Origin of the sequence: Bacillus sp. UMB0728 (genome assembly GCF_002858875.1) — a bacterium.
In the GTDB taxonomy this organism is placed as follows: domain Bacteria; phylum Bacillota; class Bacilli; order Bacillales; family Cytobacillaceae; genus Bacillus_AB; species Bacillus_AB infantis.
This window is the reverse complement of sequence record NZ_PKLA01000006.1, coordinates 73,598-98,530: the sequence shown is the minus strand read 5'-3', so window position 1 is coordinate 98,530 and position 24,933 is coordinate 73,598. Positions and strand designations below refer to the sequence as shown.

29 protein-coding genes are annotated in these 24,933 nt (G+C 40.6%); 25 read left to right on the top strand and 4 right to left on the bottom strand.

Going from position 1 to position 24,933, the window contains the following annotated elements; genetic code table 11:
- Positions 1–10 precede the first annotated feature (10 nt).
- The 5 genes from CYJ37_RS21995 (at position 11) to CYJ37_RS21975 (ending at position 5,826) form a co-directional block, all read left to right on the top strand.
- The gene (locus tag CYJ37_RS21995) at positions 11–1,537 is read left to right on the top strand and encodes a phytoene desaturase family protein (RefSeq protein WP_101551908.1); all 1,527 of its coding nucleotides are present in this window, start codon (positions 11–13) and stop codon (positions 1,535–1,537) included.
- 56 nt (positions 1,538–1,593) lie between these two features.
- A complete protein-coding gene (locus CYJ37_RS21990) occupies positions 1,594–2,700 on the top strand; it encodes a glycosyltransferase family 2 protein (protein WP_101551906.1) in 1,107 nt (368 codons plus the stop codon).
- Positions 2,701–3,033: 333 nt separating this feature from the next.
- Positions 3,034–4,047 (top strand): helix-turn-helix transcriptional regulator, encoded by a 1,014-nt coding sequence (locus tag CYJ37_RS21985; RefSeq protein WP_180827416.1) that lies wholly within the window; start codon positions 3,034–3,036, stop codon positions 4,045–4,047.
- Positions 4,048–4,088: 41 nt separating this feature from the next.
- Positions 4,089–4,883: an SDR family NAD(P)-dependent oxidoreductase gene (locus tag CYJ37_RS21980; protein WP_101551904.1), complete on the top strand. Its 795-nt coding sequence runs from the start codon at positions 4,089–4,091 to the stop codon at positions 4,881–4,883.
- Between the two features lie 118 nt (positions 4,884–5,001).
- Positions 5,002–5,826, top strand: coding sequence for a class I SAM-dependent methyltransferase (locus tag CYJ37_RS21975; protein WP_101551902.1), 825 nt, complete (start codon positions 5,002–5,004; stop codon positions 5,824–5,826).
- A 77-nt stretch (positions 5,827–5,903) separates the two neighbouring features.
- Here the strand turns inward: CYJ37_RS21975 and CYJ37_RS21970 are convergent, their stop codons facing one another.
- Positions 5,904–6,329 (bottom strand): DUF3995 domain-containing protein, encoded by a 426-nt coding sequence (locus tag CYJ37_RS21970; protein ID WP_101551900.1) that lies wholly within the window; start codon positions 6,327–6,329, stop codon positions 5,904–5,906.
- Between the two features lie 233 nt (positions 6,330–6,562).
- Here CYJ37_RS21970 and modA point away from each other — a divergent pair, with 233 nt between their 5' ends.
- Positions 6,563–7,360 carry a molybdate ABC transporter substrate-binding protein gene (gene modA / locus CYJ37_RS21965; RefSeq protein ID WP_101551898.1) on the top strand — a complete coding sequence of 266 codons (798 nt, stop codon included), beginning with the start codon at positions 6,563–6,565 and terminating at the stop codon, positions 7,358–7,360.
- A gap of 140 nt (positions 7,361–7,500) precedes the next feature.
- On the opposite strand, the gene CYJ37_RS21960 is transcribed toward modA, so the two are convergent.
- The gene (locus CYJ37_RS21960) at positions 7,501–7,902 is read right to left on the bottom strand and encodes a DUF4362 domain-containing protein (protein WP_101551896.1); all 402 of its coding nucleotides are present in this window, start codon (positions 7,900–7,902) and stop codon (positions 7,501–7,503) included.
- A gap of 204 nt (positions 7,903–8,106) precedes the next feature.
- Between CYJ37_RS21960 and CYJ37_RS21955 the strand changes: the two genes are divergently transcribed.
- From CYJ37_RS21955 to CYJ37_RS21855, 19 genes are all read left to right on the top strand, one after another.
- Positions 8,107–8,541 carry a DUF4181 domain-containing protein gene (locus CYJ37_RS21955; RefSeq protein ID WP_101551894.1) on the top strand — a complete coding sequence of 145 codons (435 nt, stop codon included), beginning with the start codon at positions 8,107–8,109 and terminating at the stop codon, positions 8,539–8,541.
- Between the two features lie 73 nt (positions 8,542–8,614).
- Entirely contained in the window at positions 8,615–9,100 is a 486-nt protein-coding gene (locus CYJ37_RS21950) for a hypothetical protein (protein ID WP_180827415.1), read from the top strand.
- A gap of 118 nt (positions 9,101–9,218) precedes the next feature.
- Positions 9,219–9,743 (top strand): cysteine hydrolase family protein, encoded by a 525-nt coding sequence (locus CYJ37_RS21945; RefSeq protein WP_101551890.1) that lies wholly within the window; start codon positions 9,219–9,221, stop codon positions 9,741–9,743.
- A 105-nt stretch (positions 9,744–9,848) separates the two neighbouring features.
- Positions 9,849–10,298: a hypothetical protein gene (locus tag CYJ37_RS21940; protein WP_101551888.1), complete on the top strand. Its 450-nt coding sequence runs from the start codon at positions 9,849–9,851 to the stop codon at positions 10,296–10,298.
- Positions 10,299–10,332: 34 nt separating this feature from the next.
- A complete protein-coding gene (locus tag CYJ37_RS21935; protein ID WP_101551886.1) occupies positions 10,333–10,560 on the top strand; it encodes a hypothetical protein in 228 nt (75 codons plus the stop codon).
- Between the two features lie 74 nt (positions 10,561–10,634).
- Positions 10,635–11,108 (top strand): GNAT family N-acetyltransferase, encoded by a 474-nt coding sequence (locus CYJ37_RS21930; protein ID WP_101551884.1) that lies wholly within the window; start codon positions 10,635–10,637, stop codon positions 11,106–11,108.
- A 42-nt stretch (positions 11,109–11,150) separates the two neighbouring features.
- On the top strand, positions 11,151–11,699 hold the full coding sequence (locus CYJ37_RS21925; protein WP_101551882.1) for a GNAT family N-acetyltransferase: 549 nt from the start codon (positions 11,151–11,153) through the stop codon (positions 11,697–11,699).
- Between the two features lie 106 nt (positions 11,700–11,805).
- The gene (locus tag CYJ37_RS21920; protein ID WP_101551880.1) at positions 11,806–12,204 is read left to right on the top strand and encodes a GyrI-like domain-containing protein; all 399 of its coding nucleotides are present in this window, start codon (positions 11,806–11,808) and stop codon (positions 12,202–12,204) included.
- A 431-nt stretch (positions 12,205–12,635) separates the two neighbouring features.
- Positions 12,636–13,166 carry an AAA family ATPase gene (locus tag CYJ37_RS21915; RefSeq protein WP_101551878.1) on the top strand — a complete coding sequence of 177 codons (531 nt, stop codon included), beginning with the start codon at positions 12,636–12,638 and terminating at the stop codon, positions 13,164–13,166.
- Positions 13,167–13,363: 197 nt separating this feature from the next.
- Complete coding sequence (locus CYJ37_RS21910; RefSeq protein ID WP_101551876.1) at positions 13,364–13,567, top strand: PLDc N-terminal domain-containing protein; 204 nt, start codon at positions 13,364–13,366, stop codon at positions 13,565–13,567.
- Positions 13,567–14,472 carry an ABC transporter ATP-binding protein gene (locus tag CYJ37_RS21905; protein WP_101551875.1) on the top strand — a complete coding sequence of 302 codons (906 nt, stop codon included), beginning with the start codon at positions 13,567–13,569 and terminating at the stop codon, positions 14,470–14,472. Before CYJ37_RS21910 ends, CYJ37_RS21905 begins: the two co-directional genes overlap by 1 nt.
- On the top strand, positions 14,469–15,248 hold the full coding sequence (locus tag CYJ37_RS21900) for an ABC transporter permease (protein WP_101551873.1): 780 nt from the start codon (positions 14,469–14,471) through the stop codon (positions 15,246–15,248). Before CYJ37_RS21905 ends, CYJ37_RS21900 begins: the two co-directional genes overlap by 4 nt.
- A gap of 973 nt (positions 15,249–16,221) precedes the next feature.
- Positions 16,222–17,004 carry an SMI1/KNR4 family protein gene (locus CYJ37_RS21890; protein ID WP_101551869.1) on the top strand — a complete coding sequence of 261 codons (783 nt, stop codon included), beginning with the start codon at positions 16,222–16,224 and terminating at the stop codon, positions 17,002–17,004.
- A 295-nt stretch (positions 17,005–17,299) separates the two neighbouring features.
- A complete protein-coding gene (locus CYJ37_RS21885) occupies positions 17,300–18,106 on the top strand; it encodes an aldo/keto reductase (RefSeq protein WP_101551867.1) in 807 nt (268 codons plus the stop codon).
- A gap of 113 nt (positions 18,107–18,219) precedes the next feature.
- Positions 18,220–18,603 carry a hypothetical protein gene (locus tag CYJ37_RS21880; RefSeq protein WP_101551865.1) on the top strand — a complete coding sequence of 128 codons (384 nt, stop codon included), beginning with the start codon at positions 18,220–18,222 and terminating at the stop codon, positions 18,601–18,603.
- 173 nt (positions 18,604–18,776) lie between these two features.
- The gene (locus tag CYJ37_RS21875) at positions 18,777–19,007 is read left to right on the top strand and encodes a hypothetical protein (RefSeq protein ID WP_180827414.1); all 231 of its coding nucleotides are present in this window, start codon (positions 18,777–18,779) and stop codon (positions 19,005–19,007) included.
- 15 nt (positions 19,008–19,022) lie between these two features.
- Entirely contained in the window at positions 19,023–19,592 is a 570-nt protein-coding gene (locus tag CYJ37_RS21870; protein WP_101551861.1) for a dienelactone hydrolase family protein, read from the top strand.
- Between the two features lie 369 nt (positions 19,593–19,961).
- Entirely contained in the window at positions 19,962–20,516 is a 555-nt protein-coding gene (locus tag CYJ37_RS21865; RefSeq protein ID WP_101551859.1) for a hypothetical protein, read from the top strand.
- Positions 20,517–20,774: 258 nt separating this feature from the next.
- Entirely contained in the window at positions 20,775–22,076 is a 1,302-nt protein-coding gene (locus CYJ37_RS21855) for a DUF5667 domain-containing protein (RefSeq protein ID WP_101551855.1), read from the top strand.
- 305 nt (positions 22,077–22,381) lie between these two features.
- On the opposite strand, the gene CYJ37_RS21850 is transcribed toward CYJ37_RS21855, so the two are convergent.
- Complete coding sequence (locus CYJ37_RS21850) at positions 22,382–24,157, bottom strand: sensor histidine kinase (protein WP_101551853.1); 1,776 nt, start codon at positions 24,155–24,157, stop codon at positions 22,382–22,384.
- A complete protein-coding gene (locus tag CYJ37_RS21845) occupies positions 24,154–24,864 on the bottom strand; it encodes a response regulator transcription factor (protein ID WP_101551851.1) in 711 nt (236 codons plus the stop codon). Before CYJ37_RS21845 ends, CYJ37_RS21850 begins: the two co-directional genes overlap by 4 nt.
- Positions 24,865–24,933 lie beyond the last annotated feature (69 nt).

The window sequence follows — 24,933 nt, the reverse complement described above, 5'->3', positions numbered from 1 at the left end:
AGGGATTTACATGAGTAAGAAAGTTATTGTCATCGGCGCTGGTGTAGCCGGGCTTGCCACTGCCATAAGGCTGCAGCATGCAGGATACCAGGTGGAGATATATGAAAAAGGACAGACACCCGGCGGAAAAATGAACCGCATTGAACTGGATGGCTATAAATTTGATCTGGGGCCAAGCATCGTCATGATGCCGGATTTATATCAGGAAATATTCGAACTGTGCGGCCGCGATCCGGATGATTATATTCCAATGGAAAAGCTGGACCCGATTTACCGGGCTTATTTCAGTGATATTCCCGACCAGCCTTTTGATATCTCATCAGATCTTACCAAATTGACAAAGACGATTGAATCGATCAGCGAAGATGACACGGCAGGCTTTTTTCAGTATCTGCAGGAAATTTACAAGCGCTTTGTCATCGCGAAGCATCATATTCTTCAAAGGCCGTTCCGCAAAAGGTCTGATTTTTATAACCTCCCGATGCTGAAGAAAGCCTTGAAACTGAAACCATATGACACTGCCGATACGTTCATAGGAAAATATATTAAGAATGAACGGCTGAAACAGCTGATCAGTTTTCAAACATTGTACATAGGCATTTCCCCTCTTAAAAGCCCATCTTTTTACACCATGATCCCCATGATTCAATTTTTGTATGGAGTATGGTTTATTAAAGGCGGTATGTATACGATGGCCCTGGCCATGGAGAGGCTCTTCGGGGAACTGGGAGGAACCATTCACTATGGCAGGGATGTGCAGGAGATATCCATTCAAAATGGCCAGGCAGAAGGAATAATCGTGGACGGGGAAAAGGTTCCCTCAGATTATGTTGTGTGCAATGCTGACTTCCCGCATGCGATGAAGCACCTGGTGAAAGACACGGCCGCCAAAGGGAAATATACCGATAAAAAAATTGACAGCATGAAATACTCTTGTTCATGTTTTCTTTTATATCTCGGCATGGACCGCAAATATGAAGAAATCGACCATGTACATAACTTTATTTTCAACGAAGATCTTAATAAGAATCTGGAGGACATTTTTTCCGGGAAGAAACTGGAGAATGCCTCCTTTTATGTATACATCGCTTCAAAAATGGATCCCTCCCTTGCACCCGAGGGGAAGGATGGATTGTATATCCTGATGCCCGTCTCCGACAAATCTACAGCAGACTATGAATGGGACGAGGAAACCATTTCATATTATCGAGGCTACATCTTGAGTGAATTGAAAAAAATCCGCGGCTTTGAAAATATCGAAAATGAGATTATCACCGAAACGTATACAACACCACAGGATTTTGAGTCGAAATTCAATGCCTATAATGGTGCCACGTTCGGCTTGCAGCCCATTTTGAAACAAAGCAACCACTATCGTCCGCAAAGCAAGGCCAGCACTTGTGAAAATTTGTACTTTACCGGAAGCAGCACACATCCCGGCGCCGGTGTCCCGATCGTGCTGCTCTCCGCCAGGATCACGGCACAGGAACTGATTCAGGACGATACAGGCATTCTGTATGATTACTCAGCGAAATAAGGACTTGCAGGGGATCATAAAAGCTGTGTGCCGGCACGCAGAGGAAGGAGGCAGGTATGGCAGCTGCAGAAGCAATTAATCTTGCTGTTGGATTTCTGGCATTTATTGTTGGCATTTTTATGTTCTGGTCTTTGCCGGTCCCTGTATTCTCCTCCAGGCTTAAGGAGGATCTACCATTTTTGTCCATCATTATTCCTGCCAGAAATGAAGAAGGCAGGATTTCACCGCTTCTGCAATCATTGCAGGAGCAGAGGTTCAGACATTTTGAAATTCTGGTCATTGATGACGATTCATCTGACAATACCAGGTCTGTTGCGGAAAGCTATGGTGCCAGGGTTCTGCAGAATGCAGGCTCAGGAAAATCATCGGCCTGCTGGCAGGGTGCTGAGCAGGCTAAAGGAAACTGGCTATTATTTTTAGACGCAGATACGAGATTCACCAGTGCGGATGGACTGAGAAATCTGCTGCATTTCCATCACGGCAAGGGAGCACGGGGCATATTGGCATTACAGCCCTTTCATACAGTTGAGCGCTTATATGAACACCTTTCCGTTGTATTTAATATCATTGTCGTGGCGGGGATGAATCTATTTACGATCTGGGGATCGAAATTTAAAACCGCCGGCTCATTCGGTCCATGCATTCTTTGTAATCGGGACGATTACTTTTTGAGTGGAGGGCATAAAAAAATCGAGGGAGCCATCATGGATGATCTGGCACTGGGTGAGGCATTTCTTGAGCATGATCTCCCGGTCCGCTGCCTCGGCGGCAAAGGGATTATTTCCTTGCGCATGTACCCGGAAGGCTTGGGCAGCCTTATCGAGGGCTGGTGCAAAAGCTTTGCCGTCGGCAGCAAATCTACTCATCCAGCCGTCATGCTGATGGTCATCTTCTGGATCGCAGGCAGTTTCATCGCTGCCGGGGCACTGATCTCTTCCATTACAGACTGGAACCCTGCCGCCATGATATTCAGCGGAATATTATATATCCTCTATAGTATTCAAACAGCATGGTTTGCCCGCAGGGTCGGCAACTTCAGATGGGCAATCTTCCCTTTCTACCCGGTATTATTCCTGTTCTTCGCAGGAATCTATCTCTACTCCTTCATCCGCGTAAACATATTCCATTCGGTGAAGTGGAAAGGGCGTAATATTAAGGTTTGAGCCAGTGCCCGGGGCCGGGCCGGGGGGACAGACCCCTTGGCTCCTTTTTTGTCTGAGGGACAGGGGGACAGACCCCTTGGCCCTTTTTTGGAGAACCAAGGGGACAGGTCCCTTGGTTCTTTTTGAGGTGGACGAGGGACCTGTCCCAGTGGACTTTCAATTCGAATTCACTATTAATCAATCGTTTGAAATTGACGCAGTTTGCAAGTGGAATGTCGCCATTGGCTAGTCACAGGGCAGGTTAAGGATGGTAATATAATATCTGTTCTGTTAAACAAGCTGAAACGGTATTTAAATTTTGCAAATGTGCAGATGGCTAATGGAGGGACGATTATGACATCTCTTACCCGGATAAAAATGCCGGCAGGGTTTTGGACTGGATTACAGCAATTGGGAATTTCCGCACAAGATGTGGTTCGACAAGCACGGATGCCCCTCACGATCATAAATGAACCGGTTGTCACTGCTGCTCAGTATTTTGCAATCTGGCAGGCATATTCAGACATGGTTGATGATATTGCGAATGGAATCATCAAGCTTATAAAAGTCTTTAAAACAGCGCATTATCCACCGGCCGTTTTAGCGACCTACCATGCTCGGAATTACCGCGAGGCACTAAAACGAATGGTCCGGTATAAGCAGCTGTGTCCTCCCGAAAGCTTACGAGTCACTGAGGAAGGCGAGTATTGCCATATCGATCTGGAATGGCAGCATACCGGGGAAACTGTTCCTCCGATGCTGGTAGGCATTACATTATCGTTTCTTATAGAGTTAGGGAGAAGAGGCACAGGTAAACCATTGACTGCGGGATTCGTTGAATTTTCGCACCCAATGGGCAATGTAAACACGCTTGAAGCTTATTTCGGCTGCAGTATCCGAATCGGAGCAGATAGGAACCGTTTAACCCTGCATCAAAAAGATCTGGACCTCCCTTTTGTCTCGTATAACTTAGAATTGCTGGAAGCTTTGACGCCTGTATTGGATAAATCATTGAACGAAGAGCAGCGGATCCGCTCTAACACCGAAGTGGTTAAGTGGATCATTGAACGCAGCTTAGCAGATGGGCGCCCCAACATTCATACTGTCGCGAGCGAACTGGGAATGAGTGATCGTACCCTGCAGCGCCGGCTAACGGAAGAAGGTACAAGGTTCAATCATCTGCTGGCAGAAGTTCGGCATAATCGGGCGCGGGAATACCTATCAAACCCTTCTATAGACATTAAAGAAGTGGCGTTCCTGGTTGGCTACGAAGATCAAAATGCGTTCTACCGTGCCTTTCGCCTTTGGGAAGGAGATACTCCTTCAAATTGGCGTAATGAGCATATGGGGGCAAACGCAATCCATTAACCTTATCTTTTTAACACGATATACAAGCAGGGGGAAAATTTATGGACATGGGTCTAAAAAATAAAACGGCTTTAGTTACAGGCTCCACCAGAGGCATTGGAAAAGCAATTGCAATTGAACTTGCCAAAGAAGGTGTTAATGTACTGATTAATGGAAGAAATGACGAAGAGGTAGAACGAGTTGTGAATGAAATGAAGTTGGATTTTCCGGATACCTCTCCAGGGAATGCAGCAGCCGACATAGTGAATCGCAATCAAAGAGAAGACTTGTTTAGAAAGTACCCCCATATTGATATTTTGGTTAACAATATGGGTATTTACGAAATCATGGAATATGAAGATGTCGACGATGAGATTTGGGAAAAGTACTTTCGGACTAATGTTCTTGCCGCAAATGGATTATCTAAATTTTATTTACCGAAAATGCTGAATAATGGCTTTGGCCGTGTTATCTTTATTGCAAGCGAGGAAGCAGTTATGCCTTCTGGACAGATGCCGCAATATTGTATGACAAAATCAATGGTATTATCATTATCTAAAAGCTTATCTAAATTAACAAAAGGTACGGAAGTCACAGTCAATACCATTATGCCAGGGCCAACACTCTCTGAAAATGTGCATCAAATAATTGAGGGGATCTACCCAAATGAGGATATGAGTTTCTCGGATAAAGAGAAAAAATTCATGAATTTAAACCTGCCTCAATCTGAATTACAGCGATTTATCAGACCAATAGAAATAGGCCGACTAGCTGCATTTGTATGCAGTCCCTATGCAAATGCATTTAAAGGGTCCCCTATCCGCATGGATGGAGGAATGGTGCCAACTATTTATTAGAAGAACCAAGGGGACAGGTCCCTTGGCTCGTTTTGTAGAACCAAGGGGACAGACCCCGTGGCTCTTTTTTGAAATTGGGCCGGGGGGTCTGTCCCCATGGCCTCTAGGAGGCAGATGAATGACAAAATTCGAGATCAATGAAATGACTCAAGCCTTTATCAAGAAGTATAAACTCTTTGAAGAAGATACTGTACAGCAGATCCAGCTGCAGCACCGGTTGGATCTGGCTGCGGCCTTTCAGATCAAGGAAGGCATGCGTGTGCTCGAGGTAGGCTGCGGACAAGGAGACACAACGGCGGCTCTTGCAGATGCAGTAGGGAATGACGGATTTGTTGTGGCGATGGATGTTGCCAGTCCGGAATATGGAGCTCCGTTCACTTTGGGAGAAGCTGCAGAAAAAATCAAGAAATCCTCCTTGGGGAGCCGGATTTCTTTTCACTTTGAAGCTGATCTTGAAGACTTTACAGGGGAAGCTCCTTTTGATGTGGCAGTTCTGTCTCATTGCTCCTGGTACTTTAAGCATCCGGAGGATTTGCTCCGAACTTTTACAAGGCTGCGCCAGCTGGCAAAAAGGGTCTGTTTTGCAGAGTGGGACCTGGATTTCACAAGAAGGGACCAGCGTCCCCATTTTTGTGCTGTTTCAATTCTAGCTTTATACTCTAATTTTGTAGACAACGAGGGAAATATCCAGAACTTGTTCCATAAATCCCGTATCCAGGAGCTGCTGAAGGAGGCAGGATTTACAGTTGAGGAGCATTTGACTGTTGATGCGTCCTATCTGCAGGATGCCAAATGGGAAAAGGATTTTGCAAACAGCATCCGGCCTGAATTCTCAAAAGCACCTGAAATGATCCAGACATTAGTGAACAGCTATTATGAACTGATGAATCACAGCCATGATAATGAAAAGTCACTTGATAGTTTTATAATTTGTGCAAGATGAGCCAAGGGGAGAGCCAAGGGGACAGACCCCTTGGCTCTTTTTGAAACTGGGCCGAGGGACCTGTCCCCCTGGCCTATTTAAACAAATGATGCCAGAAAAAAACTAAGGCTGATCCATATACAAATTGGTGAGTAGAGGGCGGTATCTTGTTTTGCAAATCTAGTATGTTTGATTTTCTTGAAAAAGCCCACATATCTGCCATCTCCAATAGCGCGCAGCAGGAATACAGTTCCACCAGCTATACAAAGCCATTTTGAAAGAGGTGAGGATTTAATGATGGTGATCAAATCTGCTTGAACTAATAAAAGTACAGATGCAAAAAAGCAAAGCAATGCGATAAAAAGTGTGCCTGCCATTCTTGGCTGTAAAACTGGCAATTGACCATCATCCTTAGTTGGAAGGACCATATTTACTCCCCACTTACCTCCAAATGCCCAATAAACGTGTAATATACCAATACTGATTAATATAAGAGACGTTATGCTTATTATAGCGTTTACCAAAAGACCACCTCTTCATCATGTTATGATCCTCCGTTACTAACTTGCTGTATCATAATTATACAGATTCATTTCTCAAATCAGCACAAATTTTTTTAAGTAAGAACCAGGGGGACAGGTCCCGTGGTTTTTTTGGGCCGAGGGGTCTGTCCCCTTGGCCTTCCCTTGGCCTTTGCGGCCATAAATAGGTATGATTATGAATGAATAGCTTTGTTCAGTTGGAAAGGAAGAAATATATGAAAAAGCAATTTGTTATTTTGTTTTATGTCCTGCTGCTTTTTGGAGTGATGGCAGGGTGTTCGGGTAATGAAGCTGAGGATGGACAAGAGGGCAACAGTGAAAAGAAAGAGGAATTGACAGTTTCTGCAGCGGCAAGCCTTCAAGATGCTTTAAATGATATAAAAGCTTCTTTTGAAAAAGAACATCCTAATGTGACAGTCAATTTTAACTTTGGGGGTTCAGGGGCACTCCAGCAGCAAATATCCCAAGGAGCACCGGTCGATGTTTTTTTCTCAGCGGCAGAAGACAAATTCGATAAGCTGGTAGAGGATGGGGTAATTGATAGTGCCGACGGATTGGATCTGGTCGGAAATGACCTTGTGCTAATCGTGCCAAAGAATTCTAATAAAAGCATACAATCGTTTGAAGACCTGGCTAATGCTGATAAAATTTCAATTGGCACCCCGGAAGCTGTGCCGGCAGGACAATATGCCAAAGATACACTGGAATATTTAAATGTATGGAAATCTATCGAAGGCCAGGTTGTTTATGCGAAGGATGTCAGGCAGGTCCTTACATATGTAGAAACAAACAATGTTGACGCAGGCATCGTCTATAAAACAGATGCCATGGTTTCGCAGAAGGTAAAGATTGCAGCAACTGCTGTAGAGGATGCCCATGCTCCCATTATATATCCTGTGGGTGTGATCAAGGATAGTGCCCATCCTGAAGAAGCACATTTATTTTACGATTATCTGCAAAATGAAACTTCTTTGAAGACTTTTGAAAAGTATGGGTTTAAGGGTTTGAAATGAATTGTGAATAAGTACTTTTGTATACAGCTGCCAAATCAGGCGGCTTTTTTTATGGCTAACAGGCCAAGGGGACAGGTCCCTTGGCCCATTTTGAAACCGAGCCAGGGGACCTGTCCCCTTGGCTCCATGGAATTTGGCCGCTAATCATTAATAATGATAGTCACATGTATGACGTCTTCTTTACCTTTACATCCTTCTAACTGATAAATGGTTTGATTATTTTTGTCTAATTTCTTTATGGTTTCACATACATCTTCTTTTACTAATTGATCCCCAAATTCATCTGCTCTTGTATCCTTGATCGAGGTTAATTGATCGTTGGAATATTTTAATTCATGAATAATTGGATCTCCTTCATCAGTGTAATTTACTACACGGACTTCACTGTCCTTATTCATAGAAACATCTTCAATAAATTCCTCAAGTAAACTAAGATTCTCAATCCTGCCATGTGTATTGACTACATCATGCTTAGAAGGAGAATATTCGCCACAGCCTGAAAGAAATATAGGCAATAAAAAGCTAATATATAATTTCCTCATTTAATCGCCCCTAACAGTAAGATATCATCCATAATTGCGTATCAGTGAATCTTATCGTTGAACAAACGATCTTGCTTTCCTTAAAAAGGTTAATGAAAAGGGAAAAATTTGAAACTCTTACATGAGTTATCCGTATATTATATAGAGTATTGGGAAGACATTGAATATTCAAAGTGAAAATTCAGAAGTATAGGCGGTTTTGTTATGTATGTATACGGTACTGAACCTGCTGTTGGGGCGAGATTAGCCTTATTGGTAGCTATTGTTCTATTATTGTTGTTTAGCTTCAATATATTAGCAAGAAAATGGTTTAAAGTGGAGAAAAAGAAATTGTTTTCGTATAACCATGTTAATGAGAAACATAAAAAGATTGATTGGATAATCAGGCTTTCATCAATGGCCAGCATATTGGTTGGATATGCGATAAATATTACAAGAGATCCATCAGATTGGTATTGGTTTTTGCAACCGTGGTTTATCCTGACCATTTATATCGTCATTTCTCAAGCAGCGACAGCCGTCATGGAACGAAAGTATGCCCAAAATCCCAATGCCTATAAAGTAACAATCAGTGAGTTAATATTTATACTTTTATTATTTTTTACATTATACCAGACTGATTTTTGGGGATTGGGGTGAGCCAAGGGGACAGGTCCCTTGGCTCTTTTTGAAACTGGGCCAGGGGACCTGTCCCCCTGGCTCCAAGAGGAGGGTGATTTTTATTAGGAAATCTGTTCAATTCTTTATGCTTGTATTTATTTTAGGTCTGTTTGGCTGCTCGAAAAATCACATAAATGACAATGATGTCTTAGAAATGCTGAAAGTATATAAAAAGGAACAATATACAATTGAGGAGCCCTCTGATCCACCCACAATTGATGAAATAGTTCAACGAGTAAAACCATATTTAAGCGAAGAAGCACTGGAAGAACTGAGTGCAAATCGTGTCTTCAGCATTGCACCGGAAATTGCGTCTAACACAAACAAATCCATTAAGGTGAGCGGTGTTCAGATTAATGAGTTGGAGAAAAATGAAGATGGTACAACTGATTATACTTATACTGTAGAAATCCAGCTCGGTGAAGGGTCTAATGCGGAAGTCATTAAAAACAATGGACAATTAACCGTTTCATCTGAAGATGGCTTGAAAATTATTAGGGATTGGGAGGAAAAAGATCAATTTAAGAAGTTTTATTAAAGATCAGCTGCCAAACCAGGCAGCTTTTCTTACTTCCCGAAAAAGGGGCAGTTTAGCGAAAGAAGGACATGGAGAATAAAAGTAGAATTTATTGGTAGACACGATAAGGGGGAGAAAAATGAAGAAAGCATTACTGGTTATCGACGTTCAGAATGGGATGTTTCAAGAAGGTAATGTTGTGTATAAAGGAGATAGTTTACTTGAAAATTTAAAAGCACTAATCGCTCAGGCACGATCTTCCAAAACACCGATTTTTTATATCCAGCATAATGGTCCTGCAGAACACCCATTAGAATATGGAACAAGAGGCTGGGAACTTCATCCTGAGATTACTCCAAACGATCAAGATATTATTATTCAAAAAACTGCCCCAGATTCATTTTTCAAAACTTCTTTAGATGATGAACTGATAAAACAAGGGATTGGACATTTAATAATCGCGGGAATACAAACAGAAGCGTGTGTGGATACCACTTGTAGAATAGCTTTCAGTAAGGATTATAAGGTTACTTTAGTTTCAGATACACACAGCACGTGGGGGGCAGAGGATCTTACTGCCCAGCAAATTATAAACCATCATAACAGAGTGCTGCATTGGTTTGCAGATGTTTCCCCTTGTAAGGAAATTGAATTTAATAGTTGATTCATATGTTCATGATTATCTTTAAAACAATGCAGCCTTCTTGTTCCTATAAAAAAGGACATAAGAAAGAAGTTTTCAATAAGAACACAAAGAGGAGGCTGCCATTTGAAAAAAATATTAACAGTCGTAATGTTAATTCCTGTTTTATTAATGGGGTGCAGCAGTAAAACAAATTTTGAAGATGGCAGCCTGATCCACGATGAGCAAACACAATCTGCAGAACAATTGAGTATGGCTGTAGAGACAGCATTCAGTGAAAAAGAATTTGCTGAGTTGTGGAAGTTCTTTAACTTTGATAAGGACCCTCCCAGTGTTGATTTTGAAAAATCGGCTATTTTAATCGCACAAACCATGGAAAACTCTTGTCCTAAAGAAATTGAAAGACTAGAGTTGGACAGCGCAAAAGAATATTTAATAATTGAAACTGCGCAAAAAGAGACTACCTGTAACGACATTGGAATTCCAAAGACTTTTGTATTCAAGATAGACAAAGAAAAGTTTGAAAAAGTTAAAATGGTTAGGTTTGAAGGCGAGGAATTTGCCTTAGAAGATTAAACTTCAAAGGTATTATCTGAATAGGAGAAAACAGATGAAGTCACCATACAACAAGGTTTATATACCTTTGACTATTATTGCAATTATTGTATTGATCCTGCATAAAACAGGGCCGCTTGCTGGGCAATTAAAACTTGTTGGCTTTACTCTCTTCACTATGCTATGTGCTGTCTTAGTTATTGAAAATAGAAGAACTAAAGGAAGAGCAGTAGCGGCTATTGTTTATTTCCTGTTTGGACTTGTTTTGTACAAATTTAATTAAGCGCAAAATTGTTGCAATGCGGCTTACCATATCTTCTGAAAGATCAGTTTTTGTTAAAAACGGAGGATTAATATATGAATATTTCAATCGAGACAGCAATGATTGATGACCACGGCGCTATTAATTTAATAGTTAAAGAGGGGCAGGATGAACACTCAGAAGCACTGCCATACATATTTAATAAGGTGGACCAGGTAATGCCTGAGAGCTACTACCGTGAATTGCTGGAAGACCCAAAGAGTGAAATACTAATTGCTAAAATCTCTGAAGAGATAGTGGGGTTTGCGGTTATGGAATTAAATGAATCTTCACCATTTGACTCAATGGTACGAAGGAAATTTGCGTATATGAATGATTTTGGTATAAAGAGGAGCTGCCAAAGAAAAGGAATAGGGAAAATCTTATTTGAAGCGTGTGCGGAATGGTCTAAAAACAAAGATGCCGCATCCTTAGATCTAAACGTCTGGGAATTTAACAAGAAAGCAATATCTTTCTATGAGAATTTTGGAATGGATACCATCAGCAGAAAAATGACATTGCGTTTATGAACCAAGGGAACTGTCCCCTTGGCATAAAGTCTTTAGTGGGAGTTGGAGAGTTTGGAGAGGCGTCAGTTACCCAGAGTAATACTTAGGGAATTATCTCTTGATGATGTTGAGGACCGTTATAAATGGTGTCTGGATAGAGAGGTGACAAAATATCTGAATATGCCAAATAGATATCCGCCGTTTAGCAGAGAAGAGACAAAGACGTGGATTGAAATGTGTATGAACCGAACGAATGGCTATGAACAAAGAGCGATTTTGACGGAAGACGGAAGGCATATTGGCTGGGTAGATTTAAAGAATATAGATCGATTGAATAAACACGCTGAGCTGGGAATAGCCATCGGTGATAAAAATTACTGGCATAAGGGGTTCGGTTTAGCAGCTATGCAAGAAATGCTGAAGGTTGGCTTTAATGAATTAGACTTAAATAAGATTTGGCTAAGGGTAGAAGTGGATAATGAAAAAGCGATTAAGTCATATAGTCGGGCAGGATATAAAGAAGAAGGCATCCTGAGGCAGGATAGATTGAGAAATGGAGAATTTGTTGACCGTCTTAGGATGAGCATTCTTAAGGATGAATTCTTCGGGTAACAGCAAATAATTACCTGATTTTGAAAAGTAACTGCTGCTCCAGGTTGGGTATAACCAGAGTTTGTCGGAAGGGTTTCACTTGAAATGAATGAGAGGGGGAAATGCAATGAACTTAACAATAATTAAGAGTGTCAGAACTAATAATTTCAAAGATGAGACTATTATGCAAAAGATATCAGAAATGTGGAAAGAGGCATCAAGTATTTTGAGGAATCATGAAGAAGTTAAATATGGTCTTTATTATGATTACGAGAGTGATTATAAAGGAGATTATACATTAAGTGTAGCCAAAGAAAGCAGTAATAATAATCCCACTGTTAAAATCCCGGAAACAACTAAATATGAAATTTTTGAAGTGGACACATTAGATGAATTTGGGATACTTAACGCTTGGAAGGAAATATGGGATCGTGAAGAAAAAGGAGAGTTGAAACGAGCTTATTCATATGACTTTGAAAAGTATTATCCAAGTGGAAAGATTGAAATTCATATAGCTGCTAAATAACCTATATGATTATCAATCGTGGAGGTCTGGTAGAAAGGTATACTATCGAATACATAGATTTTGACAATGGCCTTACCATAGTAAGGCTCTTTTTATAGAAAGTTTTAATCATGAGGATCAGCAGGCATTGGAAAATCGACTACCTTTATTGAACTTGTGAAAAGGCTGGGCCAGGGGACCTGTCCCCAAAGCATCCAGTAAACAAATCATGTGAGCAGTTTGATATGTACAAGTAAGGTCTTAGGATTAAATTCCTGAGATTTTTTTATTTTTTCATGAGTGAACGATTAGAGGAACGTGATCGTCTTAAAAGTAAGTAAACAATTAGGTGGAGAAAAAAATGAATGAACTGTTAAATGCAATCCCATGGGTAACCATGGGGACAGGTCCCTTGGCACATAGAAAAATTTAATCAGAAAGGTTTTGATGAAATGGATAATAACAAAGTTTATATTATCTCAGGACCAGCAGGCGTTGGGAAATCGACTATCTCAACAGAACTTGTGAAAAGTCTAAATAGAAGTGCTTATATATCTGGTGATTACGTAAGTCATATGCATATTAATGGGAGAAGGAAGCCTTGGGAGAGCGAAGAGGAGCATAGTTTGATATGGGATAATATTCTGAGTTTAACTGCTAACTTTATTAAGTATGATAATGATGTTGTCATTGATTATGTTTCATTTCCAGAAGCGGCAAAATGGTTAAATGAAAATTTGAAACACTTTAATGCAGAAGTAAGATATGTTGTTTTACTGAGTGATAAAGACACGCTGATAAAAAGAGATAATCTAAGAAAAATTGAAGATAGAATGGGGGAACGCTCCCTAATCTTACTGAATGAATTTATAGAATCTGGAGTAAGTCAAAATCACATAATTGATACAACCATGCATACTGTGATGGACCTTCACCATATAATAAACGACATAATAAATAATCCGAGATTTATTTTGGAGTGATTAAAACCAAGGGGACAGGTCCCTTGGCTCTTTTCGGAAGCTGGGCCAAGGTGCCTGTCCCCGTGGCATCAGTAGTTTAATAAGTACAAGAAAGGTCTCAGGATTAACTTCCTGAGATTTTTTTATTTTTTCGAAAGTGAACGATTAGAGGAAAGTAATCGTCTTAAAACTAAATAAACAATTAGGTGGAGAAAAAAATGAATGAACTGTTAAATGCAATCCCATGGGGAGCGATTGCTCCAATTCTTGTCCTACAGCTAATTCTGATGATTGCCGCATTAGTTTCTTGTATTAGAGAAGAAAAAACGAACGGACCCAAGTGGCTGTGGATCCTTATTATTCTCTTGATCAACATAATAGGACCAGTGCTTTATTTTGTTGTTGGAAGGAGAAATGATTGATGGAGTTATTAAAGGCAAGCGATTTAGTGAAAAGATACGGAAACACGAATGCTGTTAAAGGAATCAATTTTCATATTGAAGAAGGCAGGTGCGTTTCATTACTTGGACCTAATGGAGCAGGAAAAACAACGACGTTAAAAATGCTGTCCGGATTGCTTGAGCCGACTTCGGGGAGTATTGATTTTAAAGGTGGAAAAGCAAAGGATTTAAGGCAGTTTATTGGCTATTTACCTCAATATCCTGCTTTCTTTAATTGGATGAGCGGAAAGGAATTTCTTGTTTTCGCAGGGCAATTAGCAAAGCTGAATCGGAAAGAAGCAGCAAAAAGAAGTGAAGAATTACTTGAACGAGTGGGCCTGACGGATGCGAAGAAAAGAAAAATAAGGGGTTATTCCGGCGGAATGAAGCAGCGCCTCGGATTGGCGCAGGCACTGATTCATCGTCCGAAACTGCTTATTTTAGATGAGCCTGTTTCAGCACTCGATCCACTCGGAAGACGGGAGGTATTGGATATGATGAGAGAGATTAAAGAGGAAACCACCATTCTCTTCTCAACTCATGTCCTTCACGATGCAGAAGAAATAAGTGACGATATTCTTATCATGCATGATGGGGAAATTGCGGTATCAGGCAGCCTGGAAAGTGTAATGGCAGAGTATCGGCAGCCTATTTTACAAATCGAATTCGAATCACAGGCTGCCGACTGGCTAAAGAGCATAGCAGGTTATGGCTTTGTATCTGAAGTGAGCATCCAGGGCAATAAAGCCAGCATCGTATTAAACGATATGGTAAACGGGAAGCAAACATTATTGAAAGATATCGTGGACAGAAAACTTCCGATCCGTAAGTTCGAGGTTTCCCAAACTACATTAGAGGATTTATTTATGAAGGTGGTGAAGCTATGACACAATGGACTGTTCTTTATCGAAAAGAAATGCTGGAAATGGCGCGGAATTATAAAATCTTATGGATTCCCATTGTCTTTATTTTGCTGGGGGTGATGCAGCCGGTTAGCTCATACTATATGCCGGAAATTTTAGATACTTTTGGCGGCCTTCCAGAAGGTACAATCCTTGAAATTCCTGTTCCAACTGGGGCAGAAGTATTAATGTCGGTTCTATCCAATTATGGGATGCTTGGCGTCCTTATGCTTGTTTTGAGTGCAATGGGTGTCGTTTCCGCTGAAAGACAGAGCGGGGCAGCAGGAATGATTATGATTAAACCAGTTCCTTATTCCTCGTATATTTTATCGAAATGGGCCGGGTTACTTACAATTACACTTCTTTCATTGTTTATCGGATATGCAGCTTCCTGGTATTATACGAGCTTACTTATTGAAACAGTCCCTTTTGGGCAGGTTTTTCAAAGTGCAGCAATCTACAGCGTATGGTTAATTTTTGTTGTTACACTCACACTTTTTTTTAGTACGGTCATGAAAGGAAATGCCAGTATCGCTTTTGTTACCATTATTGTAGTTTTTGCCATTTCCACGGTTACAAGCTTTCTGGGAAAGTATATGAAATGGAGTCCGGCCGCAATGACTGAGCACACAGGACAGGTCTTGCTGTCAGGAGAACTGAATTCCAGTTTCTTGCCAGCCTTAATAACAACTATTGCTATTATCATCGTCATTCTTATCTCATCCATACAAATCTTTAAGCAAAAAGAGCTGTTGGAATGAGCCAAGGGGTCAGGTCCCTTGGCTCTTTTTGATGCTGTTGGTCATGGACCTGTCCCGGGGGCTGTGGAACACGTCACTCAAACTATAAATAGCTTGTTTAAAATCAGCTGCCAATAAGGCAGCTTTTATTATTTTACAAACACAGGGCAGGAGAGTTTAGCCCTAAAATAGAACTCATAAATAGGGTTACTCTATATAGAAGGGTAGGATGCTGAATGTGGTGGAGAATACCTTTATATTTTAGCGTGATTCTACTCTTTTCTTACCTATTATTTAATTTGATTGCTTATATAGATCCAGACAGTCCAACAGCAACAGAGGTATTATTGCTGTTGTTAACTATACAAATGTCTTTTATTATTTCAATTCAAATATATTTGAATTGAAAAGGGAAAAAATAGGAGGTTAATTTTTAAGAGAATAAATTCCTCCAGATGGAGTGTTGATGTGATAAGGAAACTAATATTCTCTAGTATTCTATTCTTTAGTGTACTTGAATATATATTGATCTTACTTATGATTGATAAATATGGAGATATTATGTGGATTGGTAAAATATCATATTGCTTAATCTATATCATAATCTTTAATATCATCCTTTTCATAAGGTCCAAACAAAGAATTGAGAATTTGACTGAAACAATATCTTGTGTAATCTTACTGATCATACCAATATCAATATTTATATTTAAACCCGATTTTACGGTAGAGAAAGCTCTAAGTTCTTTAGAAGATAGACAGCAAGAGTCATTAGTGTATACACATTTTCAAAAATACAATGATGAGAAAGTCTATGTTTTTTATTCTGAACGAACAGAAGAAAGATATTTTTTTAATCCTTATAATGGTGAGTATGGAGATTTTAAAAATGATTAGTAATTAAGGTAGATTTGGCTCAAAAGGGTTAAGGTTAAGAATAGATACTGTTTTGATAGAAGATTTTAATTACAATTTTGTAGGAGAGAATGCAGCGGTGAAAAATATATGGCAAGAAGATGATGAATATTATAAGTTGAAACCTTTAACAGATAAGGAAGTAGAAAAAGCAGAAAATAAACTTAAAGTAAAGTTGCCTAAATCCTATATTTATCTTCTTAAAGAACAGAATGGTGGATATATCAACTATAATTCTTTTCCTTCTAATGTCCCAACATCCTGGGCTGATGACCATATTAATATAGAACACATTTTAGGTATAGGTGAAGAAAACAGTATATTAGAAAGTGAATACTTAATAAAAGAATGGGGATTGCCCAAAAATATTGTTTTAATCTCAGGAAGCGGTCATTCGTGGGTGGCATTGGATTACAGAAATATAAAAGAAGAGCCTCCTGTTATTTACATTGACATGGATTCTGATCAGATTATAGAATTAGCTCCTGATTTTGACATATTCATTAATGGATTGTACGTAGAAGAAACAGAACTTGAAGCTGTTTATTATGAACAAGAGGAAAGAAATTGGACTCCCGATGAACTTAACATAGCCTTATCAACTGCCGACGAACAAGAGATTATTCTCGCTTTGAACTATCTTTATGAAAATACAAAGGGAAATGAACATTTCATTGAACAAAAATTGATTGTTCTCCTTCAAAATCCTGCTATTGATATTAAGCAGATAGCAGTCAATTTTGCTAGTCATTTCAATGAAATAGGGATACTGTCTTCTAAAGGGGTTAAAGAAATGATATCCATTATACGGAAGGATAAAGAAATTGATTATTATGCAGATATGTATTTTAGTGAAAGTTAAGATGAACTTCATCAGCTAACGGGGGTTTACGTTTCAGATCGCTGCCAAATCTGGCGGCTTTTTTATTTTATAAAAAGGGCAGGTCTGTTGAATAAAGAAATTAAAATGTTGAGTAAGACAATAAAGAGTTAATGCTCTTTTTACTTCCCAACAAGTAAAAAAAGATTTGATGCAGAATTGTTTATGTTGATTACTAGAGAGAACGTTAACCTAAATAGGATTCGTATTACTTTTTGAAAATTCTATAATTTGGTATGATGTTAATAAAGTAATTACAGAGGGAGTGCTGAAAAGTTTGGAATACATAACACTTAATAATGGCTTGAAAATGCCTATCGTAGGTACAGGTACAAATACTTATGGAAAAGAAAACAACGATTATAACGGGACGATAACCAATGAAATTCCTGAACTCTTATCAGCAATTGAGCTGGGTTACCGTTCCATAGACGCTGCCATCATGTATCGAAACGAAGAACTTGTCGGAAGAGTTTTAGCAGAAAGCACAGTGCCTCGAGAAGAGTTATTCATTACGACAAAAATTCCAGCCAGTGAAGAGTATATTTCTTCAAAGGAAGCGACCCGGGCAGCTATTGATAACAGTCTGAAAAACTTCCAAACAGACTATCTCGACCTGTATCTTATTCACTTCCCTATCGAAGACAAAGAACAGCTGAAAAACACTTGGGAAGTCTTTGAAGAATATTACGAAGCAGGCAAACTTAAAGCAATAGGTGTTTCAAACTTCGGAAAAAATCATCTGGATGAATTGAAAGAATTCGCTAAAGTGAAACCGGCTGTTAATCAAATACAAATTAACTTAAAAGAACCTAACAAAGACCTGCTTGCAGTATTAAAAGACGAGGGCATTACCCCTGTTGCATGGGGCCCAATGAAAGCCGAAGCTCATCAAAAAGAAGCTTTGGATGAAATAGGTAAAGCCTATAATAAATCTGGTGCGCAAGTTTTATTAAAATACCAAATCCAACGCGGTGTAATTGTTATTCCTAAATCTCACAACCGTGAAAATCAAGCATCTAATCTAGACCTTTTTGATTTTGAATTATCTGCAGAAGATATAGAAAAGATCGAAAACCTATAATTGATTAGTCTCTATCCTAGTGATATGTATAACATCGCTGGGATTTTGATTTTTTCAGAGCAATGAGGCTGGAGTAGCACAGCTTGATTTAAGTCCACTAAGGGGGTAATTAGATGAAAAAGGCTGTATTTATACTTGGTATAGCAATAGTTATTATAGCTGTGTTCATCTTCGTAAATAAATTATACTATCCCTCTCTTCCAATAAAGAATTTATCAGCAAAAGAAGCAATTGAAAAACTAAAAGAATCTGAAAGTAAAGTAGCAGAACTTGCAGTAGAAGGTGATTCTATTTGGTATATCACAAGTAGTGAGAACACAGGTATATCGATTGCTGATGAAAATATAAAACAAATGATTAGTTCAAACGGATGGGAATTTAAAGAAAAAGATGGTGCTGGTCTGTTCTTTGAAAAAGACGGAAAGAGATTAATAGCTACCACCCAAATGTGGAAGGGGAACTATGTTCTCGTTAAAATCCCAGCTGATTTTAAATAATCTAAACTGGCACGTTCCGGGCGGAGCAGGGGAAAAGCCGGAGGTAACTTCAAACGCTTACCTATTGCTAATATTTGGCGGCAGAAGCAAAGGACAAACACAGAGCGAATAAAATATTTAGGCTGTCTAAAAAAAGCAAATATGATAAGAAATTAAAAAAGGAAATTAAACTCTTGATTGATAAAATAAAGACATTGCCAAACTGTTTTGTTCATCCTCAAACAGGCATTCCTGATGTTGAAGAAGAACAAACATTACCTGGAGATCTAAAGGAATTTTATAATATTTGCGGGGGAATTGATTTATTTATTGACTGTGATTATGCAATAAAAATTGTTTTTTCTCAAGGGTTTGGCAGGTCAAACAGGTGTTCTTGTCGAAGCTTAGCATATGAAATTCATTAAATTGGGGGGAAAGCGATGGCAGAGGTTTTGTTGTTACACCATGTTCTAGGCCGAACGAAGGGGATTGAAGCAATCGCCGATCAACTGAGAGATGCGGGGCATACTGTGCACGTGCCAGATTTATTTGACGGCCGCATGTTTACCTCGCTGGAGGAAGGCCTGGTATTTGTGAAGGAAGTCGGATTTGAAGAAGTAACGGCGCGCGGCGTTCAGGCAGCCAGCGAGCTTTCACGTGATGTTGTCTATGCTGGTTTTTCACTCGGTGTCCCAGCAGCGCAGCAGCTCGCTCAAACTCGTGAAGGAGCGAGAGGGGCACTGTTTTTTCATGCATGCCTCCCGACCTCGGCGTTCAAATCTGAGTGGCCGGCCGACTTGCCTGTGCAAATTCACGCCATGAACAAAGATCCTTTCTTCGTTGAAGACGGTGACATCGACGCGGCCCGTGAGCTTGTGGCTTCGGCTCATCATGCTGAACTTTTTCTGTACGAAGGCAAGGAACATCTATTCACCGACAGCAGTTTACCGTCATACGATGCTGACGCGACGAAACTTGTGATTAAGAGGGTTCTTGACTTTCTCGCATAGTTGTTAACGAAAAAATTTCACAAGAGCTTTAGCTAGCTGCCAAACCAGGCAGCTTTTCTTATTTGACAAGAACCAAAATATTAGTTTCAAAGGCGGGAAACAAATGCCGAGTAAGGATTTTAAAGAAGTTGGAGTAGATAGCCAATTAGTGGTTGTCCATTTTGGCCCATTGGTTGTTGGATTACTTTTTATGATCCTATTTGTAGGGATTGGACTATTATATTTGAGGTTGAAAAAAAATAAATAATTGCTCTATTAAAGGTCTAATTTTAATCAAGCATAAACTGCCCGTGGGGAGTCTTTTTTTACTAACGGAGCAGGATTTTTGAAGAAGGATTTACTATTTTTATTCAAGGGTGGTGATAAAGCGTGGAAAAAAGTAATACAAAAGAATTTTTAAAGGTAGCTATTATCACATTTATTACAAGTATTTTATTACTTTTTGCCTTTCTAACATTACAAATCAATGGAGTATTTGTTCAAATAGGGATACCACCAAACGGTATTAGTCATCAGGCATTATCGAATTTGCTTATAATTATGGCAATAGTATCGCTAATCTATTTGTTCGATGATAGAGGTATAAAAGGAATAATAATTGCGATAGGAGTATTTTTCATAATCGTAGCATCCCTTCCAAATCTACTAATAGAGGCTGAATACACGAGGTTTTCTTCTCCAGACAATAAAGAAGAATTTATAGTAATTGAAAGAGGTCATGGTCGCCTATACCAATTATCAAATTCAAGATTATTTATGACTTATTTAACCAGTATTAATACAGATGATGGCTATAAGCCATTTTCGGACAGTGCATATAAATTAGAATGGGAAGAACCGAATCAACTGATTATTCATTATAAATTTGATTCTACGTTAGATTCTTTGAGTGAGAAAGTTTCAACTAGATATAAAGTGAAGTGATTTGGGTACTATGTTTAAAGTTATTAAGCTAAAAGGTGCTTTTCCTATGCAACAAATAATCGCTCTCATCAGTAAGAATGCCCCATTCCTCTTAATCATTAATCACAATACAGATGAACATGTAAAATCAATATCTGCGCCGCTGGCTAAACACTATAAACAAAATTTAGAGAAAACAAATAATTTTTTTAAGACCGTCACAAACCTGTCTGCTTTTGTCGAAAGGTATTTCGAGAACAGATCAGGAGGAAACAGACTATGAAAAATAAGAAATCATTATTAAGCGGTGTCGCAGCATCAGCACTTCTACTTTCTTCATTGGGGACAAGCGCTGTATATGCGAATGAGAGTGCAGCTGAACAAACTGCAGATACGGAAGAAGCAGTTGAAGTTGAATTAAACGATGAAACGACAGCTGCAGAAGAAAATTCAGCTGATACTGAAGCTGCAGCTGAGGAAGAAGTAACTGAAGAAGCAGCAGATGACAATGGAACAACAGCAGACAAGGATCAAGAGCAAGAAGAGGCACCGGCTTTAGTTCCTGGAGATTTCTTCTACTTTGTAAAGACTATGATGGAAAAAGTAAGACTTGCTGTCACAATGGATGATTACAAGGAAGCGCGCCTTTTAGCTGACTTTGCAGCAGAGCGTATTGCTGAAGCAAATACATTGCTTGCAGAGGGAAAAACTGAGGAAGCGACAGCGCTTTTAGAAGAGGCAATCGCTACTCAACAGAAAGCTGCTGAGAGTTTAACAGATTCAGAAGATAGTGCCGGTGATGATACAGAAGCGGCAGAGGAGGCTGCTGAGGAAACGGAAGCAGATGAAGTTCAGCCAGCTGAAGACACTGAAGCGGTAACAGAAGCAACGGAAGGTGAAGAAGCTGCAGCAGAAGATGAAGGGGCAGAAGATGAAGTAGAAGTAAAGCTTGCTCAAAACATCGATGCATTAGCTGCCGCATTGTCACATGTTAAAAATCCTACCGCTCAATTGGCCTTAATGAAGAATATTCAAAAGTCTTTTGCGAAATTAGACAAAAAACTTGCAAAGCTTGAAGCAAAAGCAGAAAAATTCAAGGTCGAAACAACTGATGATGATAAAGCCGTTGAGGAAGAAGCTGCAGCAGATACTGAAACTGCGGCAACAGAGGCAACCCCAGAAGCAACAAAGGAAAAGGCTGTTGAGGATGCCGTAATAGAAGAAACAGTAACGGATGAACAAGCTGAAACCGAAGCTGCGGAAGAAACTAAAAAATCAGCTGCTGTTGCCCCCGGATTAGCTAAGAAAGAGGAAGCAAAGGCTAAAGCAGCTGAAAAGCGTGCTGAAGGCCAGGCAACTGCTGCTGTTAAAAAGCAAGAAGCTCAAGAGAAGAAAACTGATAAACAACAGCAAGTCCAAGAAAAGAAAGCTGATAAGCAGCAGCAGGTTCAAGAAAAGAAAGCTGATAAGCAGCAGCAGGTTCAAGAAAAGAAAGCTGTTAACCAGCAGCAAGCAAACGAAAAGAAACAAAATGGCCAAAATACAGGCGCTGAAAATAATAAAGGCAAAGGAAAAGAATAATACATTTCATAAACCTAGTACTTCGAGTACTGGGTTTATTTTTTCCCTGCATATCTTGGTTGCAGATCTTAAGCTTGATCTGGAATTGAATGGAAGCGATTGATATAAGAGCCTTATATCAAATTAATTTAAACATCTTTACCCTCCGGTGCCTTCAATTAAACAAGCAGCAACAAAACGCTCGGACATAAGCCCAAGCGTTTTTTGTCTGTTTTTTTCTGGCCCAATATAACCTATGTTTCTAGGAAGTTATTTCTTCCGTTTCTTACACTTTCCCTCATGCAAGCTAATTCCCGGCATTGTGGCTATGCCAAACCTTCTAACCTTCCTGCACGCTCCACCTCTTTCTCCAAAGGAAACTCAAGCCGGAAAACAGTCCCCCGATGTTTGACAGAAGAGACATGAATGCTGCCGCCATGCAGTTCGGCGATGGCGCGGGCGATGCTCATGCCGAGGCCGGCGCCTTCTGTCTGCTCGTCTGTGCTTGTGCCGCGGAAGTAGCGGTCAAAGAGGTGCCGGACTGTTTCTTCGTCCATTCCCGCACCATTGTCAGAAATGGTGACAATGGCGGATTGGTCCTGTCTGCTGACTGAGGCGGTAATGCTTGTGCCTTTTGGGTTGTGCTTGATGCAGTTATAGATAAGGTTATCGAGCATCCGTTCAAACCAGCGTATATCTGCTTGTATAAAAAGATCTGTATTTGCCCCTTCAAAGTTAAAGGGAACATCCTCAAGGGTGCGGTCGTTGACAAATTTCAGCATGATGCCTCGCACAAGTTCATTCAGATCGGCAGGCTTCAGCTGATGGGGGAGCGACTGATTTTTGAGCTGGAAGGCAAGGGAGAAGTCCTCAATGAGGGCGGTCATATAATCTCCTTTTTCCCGGATCATTTTGCCCATGTCCAGAAGCTCCTCTTCTGTCCAGCGGTACTGCCCGCTTTCAAGCAGATGGGCATAGCCCTGGATTGTTGAAAGGGGTGTCCGGAGATCGTGGGAAATGCCGGTCATCCACTCTTCACGCGTTTTGTCCAGCCGGTCCCTTTCCTTGTCTGAGGCAGAAAGCTTTTCAGCCATTTCGTAAAAGGCCCCGATCACTTCTTTATAAAGCTTGTATCTCAGGCGCACCTTTCCATTTTTCCGGAAGACCTTTTTGCGTTCTTTCTCTGTCAGCACTTCCTCGTAATTTCCGTAGCCCATCCTTTCCAGCCAGCCGGTGAAGAGAAGGAGAGGCTGGCCGTACCGGAAGCCATGCCAGAAGGAAATGCCTATGGTCAAGGCGAGCAGGACAGCTGCGAGGATGACGATGACCCTCATTACCTCGGAGAGAAACGCAAATCCTTCAGGCTCTGCCTCTTGCCTGGGTGTGTGCATAATCCAAGTGAAACCCGATTCCGGATCATTGAAGATCGTTGTATGGGTTTCGAATTTTCCCGGTGATTTTGTCCTGACAAGCACATCGAGCGGCTTGTAGTCTTCCTTCATTATTTCAGACCCGGCGGATTGAACAATTTTCCCTTCCTGGTTGACCACATGGATGGAGCCTTTCAATGGCTCTAATTCCCTTTCAAGCTTCTTCAGGTTTTCATCAGGGAGCCTGCCGCTGCTGGAATACTGTGAAAACCAGCGCTGGAGGCTCTCCAGCTCATTGTTTTCATAGCCGAGCATATAAAAATACGGGTCCTTAAAGGTTGTGTCGACCTCGGAATAAACATAGAAGCCTTCATATTGATTCGTTTTTTCAATCTGGAGGATCTCGCTGACGGAGTATGAGTCAGGCAGGAGTTCAGGCGTATTTTCTGACCCGATGACCTCCCCATCCATATCAACAACCTGCACCCAGAGATTCCGTTCCTCGAGCTGATGTTTCCAGGCATCACTGATGGTGGCCTTGTTATCCTCAATCAGCGTATCGATCGTAATGCCTTCCAGGGCACCAGCGGGCCAATTTTGCTTCATTTCTTCTCTGTTTAAATGCATCAGCAGCACAAATAGAAGCACCAGAGAAAAAATCGCGACAAACACCATGATGGAAATGAACTGAAGAGAGAAGTGAAGGGCCAGCCTCCGCCTGAGCGACTTCATCCCTTTTTCCCCTTGACCAGCTTGTAGCCCAGTCCGCGCACGGTTACGAGCAGTTCCGGGTGGCTCGGGTCTTTCTCGATTCTTTCCCGGATCCTTCGGATATGTACAGTAACGGTATTATCATCCACAAAGCTGTCAAAGCCCCATACGGCTTCAAGCATCTGCGTTTTTGAGATGACGGTGTTCGGATGCTGGCACAAATACTGCAGCAGGAGAAATACCTGGGCAGGCGTCTGTACGGCCTTTCCCTCGACAATCAGGTCCCCTGCCTCTTCGTCCAGGATAAATCGCCCGAAATCATGCTTTCTGCCAGTCTCTTTTATGGCAGGGGAAGCAGCCTGGTTCCGCCGGAGCCTTGCCTTGATCCTCGCCGCGATTTCCAATGGGTTGAAGGGCTTGGTGATATAATCGTCCCCGCCGATCGCAAATCCTGTCAGCACATCAAGATCAGAGACGCGTGCTGTTAAAAAGAGAATATAAGCATTGGAGATTTCCCTGATTTTCGGGCAGATATCGAAGCCGCTTTGTCCAGGGAGCATAACATCAAGCACCACAATATCAATGGGGTGACGGGAAACGCACTCAAGCGCCTCTTCTGCTGTGTAAGCTGTATGTATAGAAGTGAATCCTTCTTTTCTTAGAACGGTTTCCATTAATTTCACGATTGATTTCTCATCATCCACTAATAAGATTTCTGCATTTTCCACTTTTGCCCACCTCGGTCACTATCGTAGCACATAAACCTTACGAGCATATTAACAACTTTCCAGAAAGTT

What these genes read in the sequence shown, in the direction of transcription:
- CYJ37_RS21905 (WP_101551875.1), top strand. Translation starts at nt 13,567, where the DNA reads ATGGAGTTATTAAAGGCAAGCGATTTAGTGAAAAGATACGGAAACACG.
- CYJ37_RS21945 (WP_101551890.1), top strand. Translation starts at nt 9,219, where the DNA reads ATGAAGAAAGCATTACTGGTTATCGACGTTCAGAATGGGATGTTTCAA.
- CYJ37_RS21850 (WP_101551853.1), bottom strand. Translation starts at nt 24,157, where the DNA reads ATGAAGTCGCTCAGGCGGAGGCTGGCCCTTCACTTCTCTCTTCAGTTC.
- CYJ37_RS21915 (WP_101551878.1), top strand. Translation starts at nt 12,636, where the DNA reads ATGGATAATAACAAAGTTTATATTATCTCAGGACCAGCAGGCGTTGGG.
- modA (WP_101551898.1), top strand. Translation starts at nt 6,563, where the DNA reads ATGAAAAAGCAATTTGTTATTTTGTTTTATGTCCTGCTGCTTTTTGGA.
- CYJ37_RS21930 (WP_101551884.1), top strand. Translation starts at nt 10,635, where the DNA reads ATGAATATTTCAATCGAGACAGCAATGATTGATGACCACGGCGCTATT.
- CYJ37_RS21910 (WP_101551876.1), top strand. Translation starts at nt 13,364, where the DNA reads ATGAATGAACTGTTAAATGCAATCCCATGGGGAGCGATTGCTCCAATT.
- CYJ37_RS21985 (WP_180827416.1), top strand. Translation starts at nt 3,034, where the DNA reads ATGACATCTCTTACCCGGATAAAAATGCCGGCAGGGTTTTGGACTGGA.
- CYJ37_RS21955 (WP_101551894.1), top strand. Translation starts at nt 8,107, where the DNA reads ATGTATGTATACGGTACTGAACCTGCTGTTGGGGCGAGATTAGCCTTA.
- CYJ37_RS21935 (WP_101551886.1), top strand. Translation starts at nt 10,333, where the DNA reads ATGAAGTCACCATACAACAAGGTTTATATACCTTTGACTATTATTGCA.
- CYJ37_RS21900 (WP_101551873.1), top strand. Translation starts at nt 14,469, where the DNA reads ATGACACAATGGACTGTTCTTTATCGAAAAGAAATGCTGGAAATGGCG.
- CYJ37_RS21960 (WP_101551896.1), bottom strand. Translation starts at nt 7,902, where the DNA reads ATGAGGAAATTATATATTAGCTTTTTATTGCCTATATTTCTTTCAGGC.
- CYJ37_RS21990 (WP_101551906.1), top strand. Translation starts at nt 1,594, where the DNA reads ATGGCAGCTGCAGAAGCAATTAATCTTGCTGTTGGATTTCTGGCATTT.
- CYJ37_RS21975 (WP_101551902.1), top strand. Translation starts at nt 5,002, where the DNA reads ATGACAAAATTCGAGATCAATGAAATGACTCAAGCCTTTATCAAGAAG.
- CYJ37_RS21995 (WP_101551908.1), top strand. Translation starts at nt 11, where the DNA reads ATGAGTAAGAAAGTTATTGTCATCGGCGCTGGTGTAGCCGGGCTTGCC.
- CYJ37_RS21920 (WP_101551880.1), top strand. Translation starts at nt 11,806, where the DNA reads ATGAACTTAACAATAATTAAGAGTGTCAGAACTAATAATTTCAAAGAT.
- CYJ37_RS21880 (WP_101551865.1), top strand. Translation starts at nt 18,220, where the DNA reads ATGAAAAAGGCTGTATTTATACTTGGTATAGCAATAGTTATTATAGCT.
- CYJ37_RS21870 (WP_101551861.1), top strand. Translation starts at nt 19,023, where the DNA reads ATGGCAGAGGTTTTGTTGTTACACCATGTTCTAGGCCGAACGAAGGGG.
- CYJ37_RS21855 (WP_101551855.1), top strand. Translation starts at nt 20,775, where the DNA reads ATGAAAAATAAGAAATCATTATTAAGCGGTGTCGCAGCATCAGCACTT.
- CYJ37_RS21980 (WP_101551904.1), top strand. Translation starts at nt 4,089, where the DNA reads ATGGACATGGGTCTAAAAAATAAAACGGCTTTAGTTACAGGCTCCACC.